This window comes from Chryseobacterium sp., from assembly GCF_041914225.1.
Taxonomy (GTDB): domain Bacteria; phylum Bacteroidota; class Bacteroidia; order Flavobacteriales; family Weeksellaceae; genus Chryseobacterium.
This window is the reverse complement of sequence record NZ_JAYSDT010000030.1, coordinates 36,678-52,817: the sequence shown is the minus strand read 5'-3', so window position 1 is coordinate 52,817 and position 16,140 is coordinate 36,678. Positions and strand designations below refer to the sequence as shown.

Annotated in this window: 16 protein-coding genes; 7 read left to right on the top strand and 9 right to left on the bottom strand. The window is 37.9% G+C overall.

Annotated elements, in window-relative coordinates:
* Positions 1-88 precede the first annotated feature (88 nt).
* Complete coding sequence (locus ACE3RB_RS13735) at positions 89-553, bottom strand: hypothetical protein (protein ID WP_374464730.1); 465 nt, start codon at positions 551-553, stop codon at positions 89-91.
* A 461-nt stretch (positions 554-1,014) separates the two neighbouring features.
* Between ACE3RB_RS13735 and ACE3RB_RS13730 the strand changes: the two genes are divergently transcribed.
* Genes ACE3RB_RS13730 through ACE3RB_RS13720 form a run of 3 tightly spaced genes read left to right on the top strand, consistent with a single transcriptional unit; the run spans position 1,015 to position 3,630 of the window.
* A complete protein-coding gene (locus tag ACE3RB_RS13730; RefSeq protein WP_374464729.1) occupies positions 1,015-1,905 on the top strand; it encodes an SDR family oxidoreductase in 891 nt (296 codons plus the stop codon).
* A 48-nt stretch (positions 1,906-1,953) separates the two neighbouring features.
* Positions 1,954-2,673 (top strand): SDR family NAD(P)-dependent oxidoreductase, encoded by a 720-nt coding sequence (locus tag ACE3RB_RS13725; protein ID WP_374464728.1) that lies wholly within the window; start codon positions 1,954-1,956, stop codon positions 2,671-2,673.
* A gap of 36 nt (positions 2,674-2,709) precedes the next feature.
* Entirely contained in the window at positions 2,710-3,630 is a 921-nt protein-coding gene (locus ACE3RB_RS13720) for a helix-turn-helix domain-containing protein (RefSeq protein ID WP_374464727.1), read from the top strand.
* A 96-nt stretch (positions 3,631-3,726) separates the two neighbouring features.
* On the opposite strand, the gene ACE3RB_RS13715 is transcribed toward ACE3RB_RS13720, so the two are convergent.
* The 6 genes from ACE3RB_RS13715 to ACE3RB_RS13690 form a co-directional block, all read right to left on the bottom strand.
* Entirely contained in the window at positions 3,727-4,260 is a 534-nt protein-coding gene (locus tag ACE3RB_RS13715; RefSeq protein ID WP_374464726.1) for a type 1 glutamine amidotransferase domain-containing protein, read from the bottom strand.
* Positions 4,261-4,355: 95 nt separating this feature from the next.
* Positions 4,356-4,808: a PA2169 family four-helix-bundle protein gene (locus ACE3RB_RS13710; protein ID WP_374464725.1), complete on the bottom strand. Its 453-nt coding sequence runs from the start codon at positions 4,806-4,808 to the stop codon at positions 4,356-4,358.
* 233 nt (positions 4,809-5,041) lie between these two features.
* A complete protein-coding gene (locus tag ACE3RB_RS13705) occupies positions 5,042-5,212 on the bottom strand; it encodes a lmo0937 family membrane protein (RefSeq protein WP_374464724.1) in 171 nt (56 codons plus the stop codon).
* A 44-nt stretch (positions 5,213-5,256) separates the two neighbouring features.
* Positions 5,257-5,574 (bottom strand): hypothetical protein, encoded by a 318-nt coding sequence (locus ACE3RB_RS13700; protein ID WP_374464723.1) that lies wholly within the window; start codon positions 5,572-5,574, stop codon positions 5,257-5,259.
* 351 nt (positions 5,575-5,925) lie between these two features.
* Positions 5,926-6,747, bottom strand: coding sequence for a DUF4249 domain-containing protein (locus ACE3RB_RS13695; RefSeq protein WP_374464722.1), 822 nt, complete (start codon positions 6,745-6,747; stop codon positions 5,926-5,928).
* Positions 6,748-6,771: 24 nt separating this feature from the next.
* The gene (locus tag ACE3RB_RS13690) at positions 6,772-9,147 is read right to left on the bottom strand and encodes a TonB-dependent receptor domain-containing protein (protein ID WP_374464721.1); all 2,376 of its coding nucleotides are present in this window, start codon (positions 9,145-9,147) and stop codon (positions 6,772-6,774) included.
* A 252-nt stretch (positions 9,148-9,399) separates the two neighbouring features.
* Here ACE3RB_RS13690 and ACE3RB_RS13685 point away from each other — a divergent pair, with 252 nt between their 5' ends.
* Genes ACE3RB_RS13685 through ACE3RB_RS13675 form a run of 3 tightly spaced genes read left to right on the top strand, consistent with a single transcriptional unit; the run spans position 9,400 to position 11,580 of the window.
* Entirely contained in the window at positions 9,400-10,374 is a 975-nt protein-coding gene (locus ACE3RB_RS13685; RefSeq protein WP_374464720.1) for a sensor histidine kinase, read from the top strand.
* Positions 10,375-10,410: 36 nt separating this feature from the next.
* Entirely contained in the window at positions 10,411-10,806 is a 396-nt protein-coding gene (locus ACE3RB_RS13680; RefSeq protein WP_374464719.1) for a hypothetical protein, read from the top strand.
* Between the two features lie 42 nt (positions 10,807-10,848).
* A complete protein-coding gene (locus tag ACE3RB_RS13675) occupies positions 10,849-11,580 on the top strand; it encodes a LytR/AlgR family response regulator transcription factor (protein WP_374464718.1) in 732 nt (243 codons plus the stop codon).
* A 60-nt stretch (positions 11,581-11,640) separates the two neighbouring features.
* Here the strand turns inward: ACE3RB_RS13675 and ACE3RB_RS13670 are convergent, their stop codons facing one another.
* Together ACE3RB_RS13670 and ACE3RB_RS13665 are read right to left on the bottom strand one after the other, a co-directional pair.
* Positions 11,641-12,495 (bottom strand): GLPGLI family protein, encoded by an 855-nt coding sequence (locus ACE3RB_RS13670; RefSeq protein ID WP_374464717.1) that lies wholly within the window; start codon positions 12,493-12,495, stop codon positions 11,641-11,643.
* A 212-nt stretch (positions 12,496-12,707) separates the two neighbouring features.
* The gene (locus tag ACE3RB_RS13665; protein ID WP_374464716.1) at positions 12,708-13,499 is read right to left on the bottom strand and encodes a PhzF family phenazine biosynthesis protein; all 792 of its coding nucleotides are present in this window, start codon (positions 13,497-13,499) and stop codon (positions 12,708-12,710) included.
* 673 nt (positions 13,500-14,172) lie between these two features.
* Here ACE3RB_RS13665 and ACE3RB_RS13660 point away from each other — a divergent pair.
* Positions 14,173-15,783, top strand: coding sequence for a tail fiber domain-containing protein (locus ACE3RB_RS13660; RefSeq protein ID WP_374464715.1), 1,611 nt, complete (start codon positions 14,173-14,175; stop codon positions 15,781-15,783).
* Positions 15,784-16,140 lie beyond the last annotated feature (357 nt).

The following is a 16,140-nucleotide window of genomic DNA, read 5'->3' as shown; positions in this document are numbered from 1 at the left end:
TTTTAAACTTTTTGTCTAAATTATAGTCGTACTAGTTACGGGGGAGCTTACAACACAATCTATACTAAAAGATATAGCCGTTTTACATTTAGTTTTTCCTTGTAAAAGCAATTGTAATAGTGTAGGGTTGAGATGTATTGGGGCTAATCATATCAAATACAATATTGCCTCCACTCTCAGTAAAAGCATAAGTTGGAATTCCATTAGGTGATCCGCTTGAAGCTACAAAACTAATGATCACAGGTGTAAATTCCGAAAGACTTACTCCAGTCGCTACTACTACAGGAGGAGCGTTTACAGCAATATTCGAAACAGTGATATCTGCCGGAAGTGCTTTAGCAACTCTATTAGCATAACCTAAATTACCACTATTATCTGCAAGAATCTGTCTTGTAAAATTAGGATTGCTATTAGCATCTGTTAATGCTCTCCCTCTAATAGTTCCATTAACATCTAAAGTAGCTGTTGGGATCGTTGTATTTATACCTACTTGAGCGCTGTAAAAAACACTGCTGCAAATGGCAAGTAATAAAAATTGTGTTTTTTTAATCATTTGAATTAAATTTTAATTGTTAATCATTAGGTTTTCAGAAAACAGGGATTAATAATAACCCCTGTGTTTCTTTCAGAACAAGTCAATTGGGTTTTAAAACTTATGAAACTTCACATTATAATTGTGACACAAAACTATTAAATGGCTTTGAAGATTAATGAAATACACTGTATACAATATGTGTACATGTTAGTTTTTGACTGTTTATTTTGTATACAATGAATATGTTTCTAGCAGTCAAAAAGTTTAGTTGTATTGTAATTAAGGATATCCATAATTCAGATTTGATATTCCTGATTAACTTTGTGAAAGATTAAAACTTAAGGAGGACTGGTGCTTATTTTCCAATACCTGAATTCTTTCTTTTCATAACATCCTCTTTTTGACTACAACAAACTAACTTTTGGCTACATCCGGACTGTCAAATCATTGCAACTTTGCTTCAACAAAATAGTAATACAATGAAAGTATTTGTAACAGGAGCATCTGGCTTTAACGGCTCTGCAGTTGTAAAAGAATTAATTGGTGCCGGACATCAGGTCGTAGGTTTGGCCCGTTCGGAAAAATCGGCAGAAATCATTCATAATCTGGGTGCTGAAGTATTGAAAGGCAGTCTTGAGGATCTTGATATCCTGAAACAGGCCGCTGCTGATACGGACGGTATCATTCACTGTGGCTTCAACCATGATTTTATGAAGGGTGGGGCAACTACATTCTCTGAGGCTGCAGCAACAGACAAAAATGCCATCCATGCAATGGGAGAAATGCTTACGGGCACAGATAAATCTATTGTGATAACTGCAGGAATGCTGGGCTTGCCCGCCATCAATGGTTTTATAACGGAAGATAGCATTGCGGAAAATTCACTCAGGTCATCTGAAGCTGCTGCATTGGCTTTAGCTGAAAAAGGAGTGAATGCCTCAGTGATCAGGCTGGCCCCTTCGGTTCATGATAAAGGTGATGAAGGCTTCATTCCTTTCATAATTCATCAGGCACGCAAAAACGGAGTTTCAGCTTATCCGGATGCCGGCAAAAACCGCTGGATAGGAGTACATCGTTTGGATGCTGCAAGGGCTTTCCGTTTAGCTTTGGAAAAAGGACATAGAGGAGCGCGGTACAATGTGGTAGAGGAACACAGCATTGAGATAAAAACTATAGCCGAAGTTATCGGCGAAAGTCTGGATCTGCCGGTTATCTCCGTTTCCGGCGAAGAACTTCAAAAGCATTTTGAGTGGATGAGTCACTTTATTACAATGGATTGCCCTGTAAGTAACCTCAAAACACAGGAAATGCTGGGCTGGAAACCTGTACACATTGGATTGCTGGAAGATATGCAGCAGCATTATTTTTAAAAGACCGATGCAAAACATTAAAGTAAACGTAAATTTTAAGATTTCAAAATGAAAAAGATACTTATAACAGGTGCCAATCAGGGGATTGGTTTTGAGACCGCCAGGCAGCTGGCTGCACTTGGACATTATGTTTATCTCGGTAGCCGCAACCGGTCAAATGGGCTGGAAGCACAGGAAAAACTGAACAAGGCAGGTTTTCAGAATGTAGAATGCATTGAAATAGATGTTACGGATATTCATTCCATACAATCTGCGAGACAGGTCCTGGAATCCAAAACAGAGCAGCTGGATATGCTGATTAACAATGCCGGAATTGCAGGTGAACAGCCGCAGAATATATCCGGTGGAAGTATGAGCAACCTTCGGAATGTCTTTGAAACCAATTTTTTCGGAGCCGTACAGACCACCCAATTGTTCATTGACCTGTTAAAAAAATCGGATGAGCCAAGAATAATCAATGTGTCAAGTCCTTTGGGTTCCCTTTCCATTCAAAGCGAATCTCCGAATCCCAATTTCAGGATGTACGATGCGTACAGTGCCTCCAAAACAGCACTCAATGCTTTTACCGTTCTTCTTTCAAAAGAACTCCAGGAAACGGATTTTAAAGTAATAAGTGTAGAGCCCGGATATACGGCATCAAATCTTAACCAATATCGAGGCACTCAAACTCCTGAGCAGGCTGCAGGTATCATTGTAAAATTTGTAACTTTACAAGACGTACCGTCAGGTAAGTTTTTTGACAGCAACGGAAACGAGTTAGCCTGGTAATACAAATGCTCTAACAATCAGTTTTAATTTTGAACGATGGAAAAACGGCAAATCCAACGGATAAAAACCATTAGCGAATTTCACCTGCTGCGCGGCCTGCCAAAGCCCGAGCATCCTCTGATCAGTGTGGTCGATTATTCGGCGATCAAAAGACCTTCGGACATTAGCGAAGTAAGTATAGTGCTGGATTTCTACATGATTTCCCAGAAAAGGGGAATTGGCGGGAAAATGTATTACGGACAGCAGGAGTTTGATTTTGATGAAGGAGTGATGGCTTTTATAGAACCCAATCAGGTTTTCAGGATACAGTCAGACCCTGCTTCTGTCGAAAAACGCTCTGGCTGGATGCTGCTCATTCACCCTGATTTTTTATGGAACACACCGCTTGCGAAAACAATTAAACGATATGATTATTTTGATTATTCCGTCAATGAAGCGTTGTTTCTTTCGGAAAAGGAGCAAAAAACACTAAACGGCATCATTGAGAACATTCAACAGGAATATCATACAAATATAGATCAGTTCAGCAAGCAGATTATCATTTCACAGATCGAAAGCCTGCTCAATTATTCTGAAAGGTTTTATAACCGCCAGTTCATAACAAGAGAGAAGGCTAACCATCAGATTTTGGGCCGTCTGGAAAACCTGCTTGAAGACTATTTTGACAGCGATGATTTAACGATGAAGGGATTGCCGACGGTTCAATATATTGCAGATACCTTACATGTTTCGCCAAAATATCTGAGTGGCTTGCTCAAAACATTAACAGGGCAGAGTACACAGCAGCATATCCATGACAAATTAATCAGCAAAGCTAAAGAAAAGCTTTCCACCACCAGTCTATCAGTCAGTGAAATTGCTTATGAGTTAGGATTTGAACATTCACAGTCTTTCAGTAAACTGTTTAAGACAAAAACAGATATGTCACCATTGGAATTCCGGGCTTCCTTTAATTGAGACTGGAGGTCTGGGAAATATCAAAGAAAAATAAAGAAGGATGCTATCCCAGCATCCTTCTTTATTTACATTTTTATGATGTACTGTCTCCTGAATTTAGTGCTTTCCCTCATTAATTTCCTCTACAAGCTTCGAGTTGAAAGCAGGAAGATCTTTGGGAGTCCTGCTGGTAACAAGTCCGGAGTCTACAACCACTTCACAATCTTCCCAATGGGCTCCTGCATTTTTCAAATCCTGACTGATGGAGTGAACTGAAGTTAAGTTCCTGTCTTCAACAACGCCGGCATTGATGAGAACCTGAGGTCCGTGACAGATAGCACCTACAGGTTTATGCTGGGCAAAAAATTCTTTCACGAAGGAAATTGCCTTTTCATTGGTCCGTAGCTGATCAGGATTGATAACACCTCCCGGCAGCACCAATGCATCATAATCTGCGGCTTGTACCTGATCTAAATTCTTATCTACATGATACTCTTTACCCCAGTTTTTTTCTGCCCAGGATTTAATGCTTCCGTTTTCAGGGCTTACAATGTGTGTGATCCATCCCTGTTGTTCCAGATATTCTTTAGGGGAGCTCAGCTCACTCTCTTCAAAGCCATGAGTGGCCAGTATTGCAATCTTTTTTGACATAATTTTATTTTTTTGTGATAAAGCAGTGGCTCAACCTCCTGTAAAACCGCTGATAGCCACTATAAGAAACCCCGCTTCCAGATGCGGGCATGGTGTTATTTCTTTAACTCCTCAAGATTCTCAAATTTATCATGAGAAGCTTTCAGCTGGTGAAGCTGATCGAGCACCACGCGGGAACTTTCCGGACATAGATCACCACTGTCTAAGGCATCCTGATAGGCATCAATAGCAGCACTTTCCCCATACACAACATTTCCGAGTGTAGCACCGGCTGTATCTCCTGCAAAGGAATTTTTTACATCAATCCAGGCCCTGTGGATGGCTCCTGCAGCAGAACCAGACTGATCCGGTGTGCCTCCTCTTTCTGTGATCAGATCGGTAAGCTGGTTTTTCATGGTGTATGACTGTGATACCATATTGTCGTAATCTGCACGCAACAGAGGATATTGGTCCCATACCTTGTCCTCAACTTTAGAAAATCCTTGAATTCTGTCGTTTGTAATGTTCAGTAAATCGTTTAATACTGACACTGTTTTTTCGTTGTTCATATTGTATATTTTTTAAAATGGTAGTATAAACTTTACAAGTGCCGTGCCTTAAACAGCCTGTCTGGTGAGATGTGGTATTTAAAGAAATCTTAAATTTTTAATAGAGATAAAAGAAAAAAGCCCGGGAATTTCCGGACTTTGGGTTAAATTATTGAAATAAGATTTTTATAATTGTTTAAAACGATGACTAAAAAATGATATATTTAAGGAAGTAACTATCATTTTAGCTTATCTTAATTAAGAGGTTTTCTCCCTGTAAAAAGATTAATCAAAACAACGATGATGGCAATCACCAAAAGCGTATGAATTAAATTTCCTGTATCCATACCCGGAATGATTCCGAGCCTTCCTAAAAGCCATACGGCGATGCAGATTACTGCAACAAGCCATAATAAATTTCTCATAATATTATTTTTTGTGGTTAGTGTGATGTATTGGTGGTTCAAGTCTATTGATGCCTTAAGCCTTTGTGGTGGTAGAACGGATTTTTCTGATTGGTTTTGTAGTTCAGAATACCGTTATCTGTTTTTCCATAATTCATATTGCCGGCTTTAAGGTCATCATGCAATTCCGGAACATTATAATGAAATTCTTTACCGTTCTTATAAAGTTTGTTGTCATATGTACGGTAAATCTGATCCTTTTTATAAGTGTTTCCGTCAGGAGCGAGGTATAACTTTTTCTTTTGGCTCTTTTTTCGCAGGCCCAGATAAAGCAAAGAGCTTCCTGCCGCTAAGGCCATTGCTATTTTTACTGTATTGTTCATACGATATCTGTTTTGTTCAAATAATTACAATTTTTTTGCCATTGCATGAAATGTGGTATTTATTTCTTCCCTCCTGTATTTTGATTTAGCATGAATTTCTATGTTTTAGTACGAGGTAAATCTATATTACCGGCAATTTCAAAAGACGGGTTGTCATAAGAGCAATTCAACCAGATACAAAACTCCGGTGAATTTCCTAAACCTGAATATGGTATAATTCCGGAATAATATATCCCTCTGCAGAAAAGAAGTAAACCTACCGGATTCCGATAGGTTTTTGGTACGCAGAAACGATAATCTTTTCAAATCTATATGTTTTTAGTAACCTTTTGAATGCTCAAAGGATTGAATTTACTGAATTGTGTAATCTTTCGTGTCTGCTTCTGACAATCTGAAATAGCCCAAAGGTGCATTGGAAGAGTGGGTCAGGTTACTGATATTCCCGTTAACAGAAGTTGGGGTCGTAGAAAACGGGCCACTGTCTGAACCGGAGGCATTCAGTATTTTCCGGAAATAATCATAATATCTTTTGGAAACTGCAATTAGCTTTATATTGATAACATCTCCTGCAGTCAGGTCTTTATCAGAATAATATACAGGATTCAATCCGCCGTTATTGTTTTCATCATCTTTTACCTTATACTGGGGAAATGCAATATGAGGATTTTTATTACTGAAAACATAATAATTTTTTTCACTGACATTATCCTGATAATAGTACGTAATCTCAATTTCATCCCCTGATATGCCTCCATTATTATTTTGGATAATTTGATCTTCTATTTCAGGAGCAGCTATTAATGTTTCTGTGGCTTTGTAAGTTTCTCCGTTCAAAATGATAGTTAATGTATAGTTTTCTCCGATCACCGGCAGGAAATTATTACAGATATATTCTCCGGTTCCCGGGTTTTCAGTAAAATTAAAAGCTGTATTTGCTGAATTGGTAATTACTATGTTTGCCCCTGAAACGCCTGGAAAATCTGAATTATAATATCCTGTAGTAGTGGAAAGCTTTATTTTCTGACGGTTTCCGGACGTGTTTTTAATCCAGTCTATGGAGGCGTCCACTACCAGTCTGGGTTGTTCTGTATCAAGGTTTACATCAATTACTTTTTCACAGGAAATAAGAAATATTCCCATAACAATCATTGTGTATTTTCTTATTATTTTCATTGCTTTGATTTTATCGGTCAGGATTTAGAATTTAAAATTATACGTAATACCCGGGACTATCCCGAAAATTGATATCTGTCTTGCCTCACTGATTCCGGTGTCCGGATTCTGTCCGAAATTAACGGCTGCCGCATTGCTTCTCCCATAAACATTGTAAATACTGAAGATCCATTCCCCCCTCCATTTTCTTATTTTATCTGCCTTTGGAGTATAGGTTGCGGATAAATCCAAATGATGATAAGCAGGAACGGAATTTCGGTTTCTTTCTCCATAGCTTGCAATGGTAATCCCCTGATACTGGTATTTTCCATTGGGATAGGTAGCTGCTTTTCCCGTCTGATAGGTGAAAATTCCTCCAAAACTCCATTTTTTTGAGAGCTGATAAGCGGCTGTCAGTGATAAATTATGCGTTTTATCATAATTAGCGCGATACCATTGGCCGTTGTTGATTCCGGGTTCGTCTGCATTCCTGCCTGGTGTTCTCTGTTCTGCGCGGGATAGGGTATAGGAAAGCCATCCAGTCAGTCTGCCCGAATTTTTTTTCGCCATAATTTCTAAGCCATAAGCTCTTCCTTCACCATTCAGCATGACCTGTTCAATTGCTTTATGGGCAATAAGCTCTGCACCATCAATATAATCGGCTTTATTCTTTATCTTTTTATAAAAAGTTTCTATTTCCAGGGAGTATTTTCCGTTATTGAAATTCCGGAAATAGCCCAATGCGATCTGGTCCAGAATCTGAGGCTTCAGATATCTGTCGCTGGGAGCCCAGATGTCTAAAGGAGAAACAGAAGCTGTATTGGAAATAAGGTGTACATATTGGGCCATACGGTTATAGCTGGCTTTAAAAGACTGGTTGTCGTCCAAAGCATAAGAAATTCCCAAACGAGGCTCCAGATTGCCAAAACCAATAATTTTTTTATTCTTCCCGTAGCTGATGCTGCCTGTAGGTGTTCCTTCCTCGTAGATCTGCATTTGCTGATTGTAAACAACAGGTTCATTATTGGTGTAAGTATTGACCTGCTGTGCTCCCAGTCGTATAAAATTACTGTACCGTAAGCCGTAAATGACAGACAGGTGATCTGAAAACTTTTGTTCAGCGCTAATATAAACAGCATTTTCCATCGCATTTTTCTTTGCGATCTGATCCGGCATTATGGTTGAATTTTCTCCAAAAGGGGCAATAGTTCCCGGATTGAACCGGTAATAAATAGAGTTCAGTCCATAATTCAGATTCAGTTTATCAGACAGGTAATGTTTGAAATCATATTTGAAATTGTAATTTTTAATATTCGATTTCCAGTCGATTCCTGCAAATTTTATCTGTAATCCATAATTATAGTCGCTGTAAATGACCGACGCGTTGGAAAATAATCGATCAGAAAATATATGATTCCATCTTATATTGAGAAGGGTATTGCCATAATCGTTCATGAAGCTGTTATTGAAGCTCATATCATCTTTCCCAAAATATCCTGATACATAAAGGCTGTTGTTGGTATTTAACTTGTAATTCAGTTTTGCATTCAGATCATAAAAATAAGCTGAGTTAGGTTTTTTGGCCAGTTTCATAAAAAGATGTGCATAGGAAGCCCTGCCAGCTATTACGAAAGAGCTTTTTTCTTTTACAACAGGGCCTTCTATCAGTAACCGGCTGGAAACGGCTCCGATACCTCCTGTAGCATGAAATTCCTTATTATTTCCTTCTTTCTGATAAATATCCAGAACAGAAGAAATACGGCCTCCGAAATTGGAAGGAATTCCTCCTTTATACAGCTTCAGGTCTTTAATCACATCAGAATTGAAAACAGAGAAAAATCCAAACAGATGGGAAGTATTATAAACAATTGCCTCATCAAGAAGTACAAGATTTCCGTCCACAGAGCCTCCTCTGACATTGAATCCGGAGGAGCCTTCCTGGGCATTGGCCACCCCCGGAAGCAGCAGGATAGATTTCAGGATATCTACTTCGCCCATTACCGCAGGCATTTTTCGGATCGTAGAAATGGATAGTTTGTTAACACTCATTTCCGGAGTCCGGATATTGGTTTGGGCAGTATTTCCTTTTACAATTACTTCTCCTACTGATTTTGTACGGATGCTTTCCGTCATGCTGAAGTTTCTCTGCATACTTTCTGTAACCGGAATTTTTTCTTCGGTTACATCAAAATCCGGGTAATTAATCACGACCGTATAATCACCTTTAGGAAGGCTGATAGAGTAGAAGCCGTAGGAGTTGGTAACCGTTGAGACATTGGCCTCAGGAACTGAAATGACAGCTCCGATAAGGGTTTCGTTATTCGATTTGTTGACAATGATCCCGCTAAGTGTCACTTTTTCCTGTCCAAAAGCCGCTGCTGAAATCAATACAAAAAGTGAAAGATATGATTTGTTCTTCATTAGGATCCGGTTAATTATAAATCTTGAGCGAAAGTATCATTTTAGAAAGCCCGGAAGCCTGGTAATTATACCAAAGCGTTTGGTTATTAGATGAAAAGATGTTTTTGAAAGATTAAAATTCAATATGCTTTTTTATAACTTTAGAAATTGAACTATAATATTAAATTTTTTGTATACAAAAGAGAAGGTTTCGTATAATATGTCATCTGATCCTGTTCTATGATTTAATTTTGTAATATATTGTTTAAAGCAATGAATCAAGATATAAATAATCAGTTAACGGATGAAAACAGGATATTCCAGTTTTTTATTTCCTCCCGATACAGAATCATCAGGCATTTGATCCTGTTTCTTTTTATAAGTATTGTACTGTATAACAGCAGGCCGGAAATTGCAGAACCCACCCCCGTTTTAATTCTGGTCATCCTGCTGTTCTACTGCAATATGTACATTCTGATTCCTAAGCTTTTGTTCAAAAATAAATATATATGGTATTGCATGGCAGTCCTTATAATTCTTGCAGCCATTGTTATTTCAGCAAAAGTGCTGTTAGCCTATTTTGGACGGACTGCTTCCGATGACGGCCTGAATATCCTCCTTTTTTCGGCCCTTATCTTAGTGCTCTTTGCTGCTTCTACTTCTATAAAATTATTTCAGAAATGGATACTGGATAAGCAACTGATTTTTGAGCTTGAAAAGTCCAGAACTTCTTCCGAGCTGGAGCAGCTGAAAAACCAGATCAATCCGCATTTTCTTTTCAATATGCTTAATAGTGCCAATGTTCTTACTAAGAAAGACCCCGAAAGAGCTTCACAGGTTTTGTTGAGATTAAGTGATTTGTTACGCTACCAGCTGTACGACAGTACAAGAGAAAAGGTCCTGCTGACATCGGACATTCATTTTCTGGAAGATTTTCTGAATCTGGAAAAGATAAGACGTGATACGTTTAATTTTATTCTTTCGAAAGAAGGCAACATAAGTGGTGTGCTTGTTCCTCCGTTATTATTCATTTCATTTGTCGAAAATGCTGTAAAGCATAATAATGATGCTGCAAGGTCATCGTATGTGAATGTTTTTTTTGAAGTGAAAGATGATGAACTGATTTTTCAGTGTATCAATTCAAAGCCGCAGCATAGGGCCGTTCCTTATTCCGGAGGTTTGGGGCTGGCCAATATTAGACGAAGACTTGAACTATTATTCCAACCATTCATTAAAAATTATAAATGATGTTGAAACCTTTACAGTCTATTTATCCATTAAATTATGAATTGTATTATTGTAACTCAGGATTTACTGACAGAAAAGGGAATCAAAAAATTAATACTGGAGTCGGATCACCTGCATTTTCTGTCTGCTTTTCAAGTATTTGATCAAGCGTCTGCATATATGGTAGAGCATTGTGTTGATATCCTGTTTTTTGACATTCAGATGTATGATTTTGACAGCATCGAATTTATTTATACCATTCCTGAAGATACGTTTGTAATCTTCGTGCCGCAATCTGACTCATTTATCAGCATGGACGGGACTGTCAGGGAAAAACCTTTCTCTGATCTTATGATGAAGCGCTTCAGGGAAGGAATTGATGAGGCCTGCTTTTTTCTCAGCGTGAATGAAAAGGAAAAATACAGTGCCACACACGATTATTTTATTATTTAAATGAAGTGGAAAAATGGTAATTTTATTTTTAAATCCTGAAATATGAAATGTATAATTGTAGATGATGAACCTCTGGCAAGAGAAGCCATTAAGATGCTTATAGATGAAACCAAGGATTTATATCTGCTGGGTACGTTTAACGGTGCGGAATCTGCCGGAATATTTCTAAAGAATAATCCTGATACGGTAGACCTTGTTTTTCTGGACATTCAGATGCCCGGCATCAATGGTATTGAGTTTTCAAATTCTATTCCCAAAGAAACACTTGTTGTGTTTACCACTGCTTTCTCTGAATTTGCAGTAGACAGTTATGAGGTGGATGCGGTGGATTATCTTATAAAGCCTGTCAGGCTGGAACGTTTTCAAAAAGCGGTGGAAAAGGCAGGAAGCTATTCCAGACTGATGAAAATAGATCGCAGTATTTCAGATATAGAGACCAGTACGGATGATTATTTGTTTGTACGGGCAGAACGGAAAATGTTTAAGCTCCATTTTAAAGATATTCTTTTTATCCAGGGACTGAAAGACTATGTAATTTTACATACGGAGAATCAAAAGATCATTACAGCCATGAATATTAAAACGATTCAGGATCAATTACCCAGAAACATATTTGTAAGGGTGAGCAAATCATATATCGTTAATTCCTTACATATAAACTCTTTAGATAATAATACCATTTACATTAGAGAAAGTGAAATCCCTATTGGAAATATATACAGGGACTATTTCTTCAGAGAATTTGTAACCAGGAAGATGCTGGGCAGATCTTAGTACATATAAAATTATTGAAGGAATTCCTGATGTTTAGTAAAGAAAAACTGAATACCGGAATTATTTATACAAATCCTTTTCTATAAAATTATTAAATCGTTTCAGAAACTCTTTTGCACGTGTTTCTTTGTTCCTTATTAACTCTTGTTTGCTCAGGGGATTTCCTGTATTTGAATCAAATAATATTGTTTCTGACATTCCGGAAGTGCTGTGCATGAGTTTGATATTTTTAGCAGGATCTTGTATGTATTCATTCCAAAGCTTGTTGAATTTTTCCTTTGTCAGGAATATTTCTGCTGTTTTTGCATCTATAAGTGAAAAGCTGTCGTTGATCTTCATACTCCCAGCCAGATTGAAGATATGAGTTTCTTCTTCGTCTACAATCTGTAAGATCAGACCTGGCAAACCACAAAATTTATAAGGTCCGTCCTGTATCTGAATATCATTCGTGAACCAGGCAGTCCAGTTTCTTCCTCCGAAATGCATAGTAGCTTTCTGAGCTTTAAAACCTTCGATATTTTTTGTTTCAGGATGAACCGTCCAGGTCATTTTATTCAGCTCTTTTACTGCAACATTGCTGGCGTTAAGTGAAGTGTGATATACTGTTGCCAGGCCGGGATATGTTTTGGAAATCCTGAAATTGACTTTCGGATGTCTGATCTTTCTAAAATCAATGTTAATGGAATTTGAAGCCTTTCCTTTTTCAACTTCAGCATTGACAAGAGAATCACGCGTAATCAGCAATGCACTGTAAAAATAGGAACCTTCTTTGGTGATATCAAGATTCATGATTTCCTTTTCTACTTTATCCTTGTTTAACGTATCCATCTTAAATGAATATTCGTAGACAAATCTTTGATTTTGAGAAAACAAAATTCCGGAGATAAAAAGGAAAAGAGTAATGATGATTTTCATTTTTAAAATTAACAGATGGTTATTAATATCGTTCAAATATAACAATGTTTCTGAAAACAGACTGTTTGGATGTCTGTAACTTAATATGGCAATTTCAAGAGATCCCTTGTTGAAATTCATTGAGAGATCTATTCTTTTCAAAAAGATTACCGGTAAAATCAACAAAAAAGCCTTGAATCACCTGATTCAAGGCTTTATATGTATTGATGTTCTTATTCAATCCACAGGTGTCCCGCAGAATAAGTTTTGGCTTTTCCTGCCACAATCACTCTTTCATTGTTGTTTTCACAAAAGAGCTGGCCGCCTCTTTCAGATAGTTGTCGGGCAAAAAGCTTATCTTTTCCCAGTTTTGCTGCCCAGAACGGGATGAGCGAGCAGTGTGCAGAGCCGGTTACCGGATCTTCAAGAATGGTTGACTGTGGGGTAAAGTATCTTGATACAAAATCACAGTCGGTTCCAGCTGATGTTACCACGACACCGCCCGGATCCAGATTGATAAGGTCAAAAACAGATCTTTCAATTTTGATATTTTTTATATCTTCTTCAGAATCATATACCAGCACATAGTCTCTTGATTGGAAGACTTCTTTAGGCTGTATATTCAGAGATCTCGTTATGATATCCGGAAGTGAGGCCGGCTCAGGCATTCTGGAAGGGAAGTCCATATAGTAAATTCCATCTTTTACATGTACTGTTAGGTCGCCGCTTTTGGTATCAAAAATGATAGTATTGTTTGGATAATTTAAAATAGAAATCAGGCAATGGGCTGTAGCAAGGGTAGCATGTCCGCACAAATCCATCTCTACCTCAGGGGTAAACCATCTCAGCTGAATGGTATTATTTCCTTTATCGATAAAGAAAGCGGTTTCCGCTACAGCGTTTTCGCGGGCTATTTTTAAAAGTAATTCATCGGGTAACCAGTTTTCCAGTGGGGCAACGCATGCAGGATTTCCATGAAAGATATCTTCCGTAAAAGAATCGATCTGATATAATTCTAACTTCATTATAATAAAAATTTCATTCCGTATAAAGGTAATCTATTTCCGGGAAAAAGCTTCCGGTCAGCAGTGTTTTCTCAATAAAGTTGTTTAAACTTTACCCAACTACAAAAGTCACAAAAGTTTTAAACATTTAAGTTTTCAGAACTAAGTCTTATGCGTAATAAGTAAACCTAAGTTTTGTGAAAATCTCTGATTTTTATCTTGTGAACTTTTCTGCAGTATCATTTTAAACTTACTTAAGTATTTTAAATTAAACCTTCTGTGACTTTTGTGGTTAAATAATGAATATAAAAGTTTAAACAACCTCAATATTCTGAATAGATCAGGAATAGAATAATTTGAGATTCAAATCTTTTATATAAAATAGTAATGATTTATTCCCATTTAATTTGTAATAATTTTTCCACATGCACGTGGATATTTTCTTACAGGTGTTTTTTCGGAAAAGGTTTAGGAAAATTTAGTTTTGTACTATCAAAAGCAGAAAACAATGAAAAAATATGACCATGATTTTCTTCATTTAAATCTTTCAGAAAGAGGTTATTCCAATTTCATTCTGTTGACAAAACCCGGCAACGTATGAAACTTTATTCTAACTGATCCGGATCACAAATCAGATCTCTAACAGTTTTCATACGATTTCTTCACTTCATTAAAAACTCATAATTATATAAGAATGTTTAAAAACTTTACTACATTATCAGTAGCGGCAGCATTGCTTTCATACAGCATTATGTCAGCGCAAAGTGTGGGAATCAACACAGCCCAGCCCGGATCAACCCTTGACGTTAACGGCTCTCTGGCCGCAAAGTACAGCGCAGTAACCTCTGCAGCTTATACCATGACCTCCGGAGATTTTCATATTTCGTATAACGGAACAGCCAATGCCGTTTTTACATTGCCAGCCGCGATAACGGGTACAGGTAATTTCAAAGGCCGTATGTATACCATTAAGAATAACACGGCTTTTACCATTACAGTAAATCCTGCAGCTACAGAAACCATTAATGGTAATGCCAGCGTTACTGTAGGTCCTAACCAAAGTTTGCAGCTGATCAGTACCGGCCTTACAGGGGCGGCTTCCACATGGGAAATATCCGGAAACAATTCTGCCGTGACAGCTAATGTAACAGCAAGTAACGGACTTAGCACTGTAGGTAATGATGTGAGACTTGGGGGTACACTTTTGCAGAATACAGCAATTGATTATGCAGATAAGGCTTTATATTTCAGAAGTAATGTTGACGGCTTCGGACTTACGGCAATCAGTAACAGCAACCCGGGAACCAATGCAGCAGCACTGTTACAGTTTACCAACGATACAGGCAGTTCTCTGAACATGTTTCTGAACTCTTCTACAAAAACTACGGACGGTGGAGCCAATGCGTCAACCATCAATAGTGTGGGAGGTCCTTTAACTGTTGCCGGGAATAATAATGTGGCACAGTTCAGGCTGAGCCAGCTGAACGGTGGTGATTATCTTTATAACGGAGACAGAAAACTCAACTTCAATGGTGATGGAGATATTACAGCTTTTGGTGCTGCCGGGAATGCTGTTAATGCCTACAACGGCCTTCTTACTTTAAAAGGGAACAGCAACAGTGCTGCATTTTCTCAGGTAACGTTGGGGACTACAGGTTTTAGATATTATTATGGCAATAATACAAGCAGCATGCTTGACATCGATGGCAATGGGGATATCAATATGAACAGGCCGGAAACAGGAGGTGTTGGTGGAAATAAAGTTGCCGCTACAAAAGGGCATCTTGATTTAAGCGGATATAATACACTGAATGGTTCCGTTACCCAGATTTATCTTGGTGCAGAAGGATTCAAATACAGCTACAATGGCAGTACTAAAGTAACTATTGACGGTAACGGACAGGTGAGTGCTGCCGGAGGGTTTGTCAATACTTCGGATATGCGTCTGAAAACCCAGGTTAAAGAAATAGGATATGGTCTGAGTACCATCATGGTATTGCAGCCGAAGCAATATGAACTGTCTGCCAATAATCAGATTAAAGAAGGAAAACCTGCTGTAAATCCAGGCCAGAAAACGCAGCATAAAATCGGATTTCTGGCACAGGATCTTTATAAAGTGATTCCTGAAGCGGTTTATAAACCAAAAGATGACACAAAAGAAGCCTGGGCTGTTGATTATGCTTCACTTGTTCCTGCACTTACAAAAGCTATTCAGGAGCAGCAGGCTGAAATAGAACTGCAAAAAGCTAAGATTAAAAAGCTGGAAACAGAAATGGATGCCATCAAAAAGAAATTAGGACTGTAAAGCGGTTATACTACCCGGAAGACAAATCGCCTTGAAAAATGATCATTTTACAGATTCTAAAAACACACAAGACATTATCATATTCATATTTAAATGAGAAAAGAATTTTAGTAAAAACAACCCTCGGTTTTCATTAAAATTCTCACTACCAAAAGTTATATTGAAGTTTCCAGCCACAAAAGTCACTTTAACACTTAAGTTGATTTTAAGTTTAAAGAAAGACTGCTGGGAAGTTCACTAAAGTTTTAAAAAAATCTTTGATTTTTATTTGATTTTGAATTTTAAATTCGTTGTAAAAGCCTGCTATCTGCAGGCTTTTTTATACTAGGTAATGAGAATTACCAGTCAGATTTATTG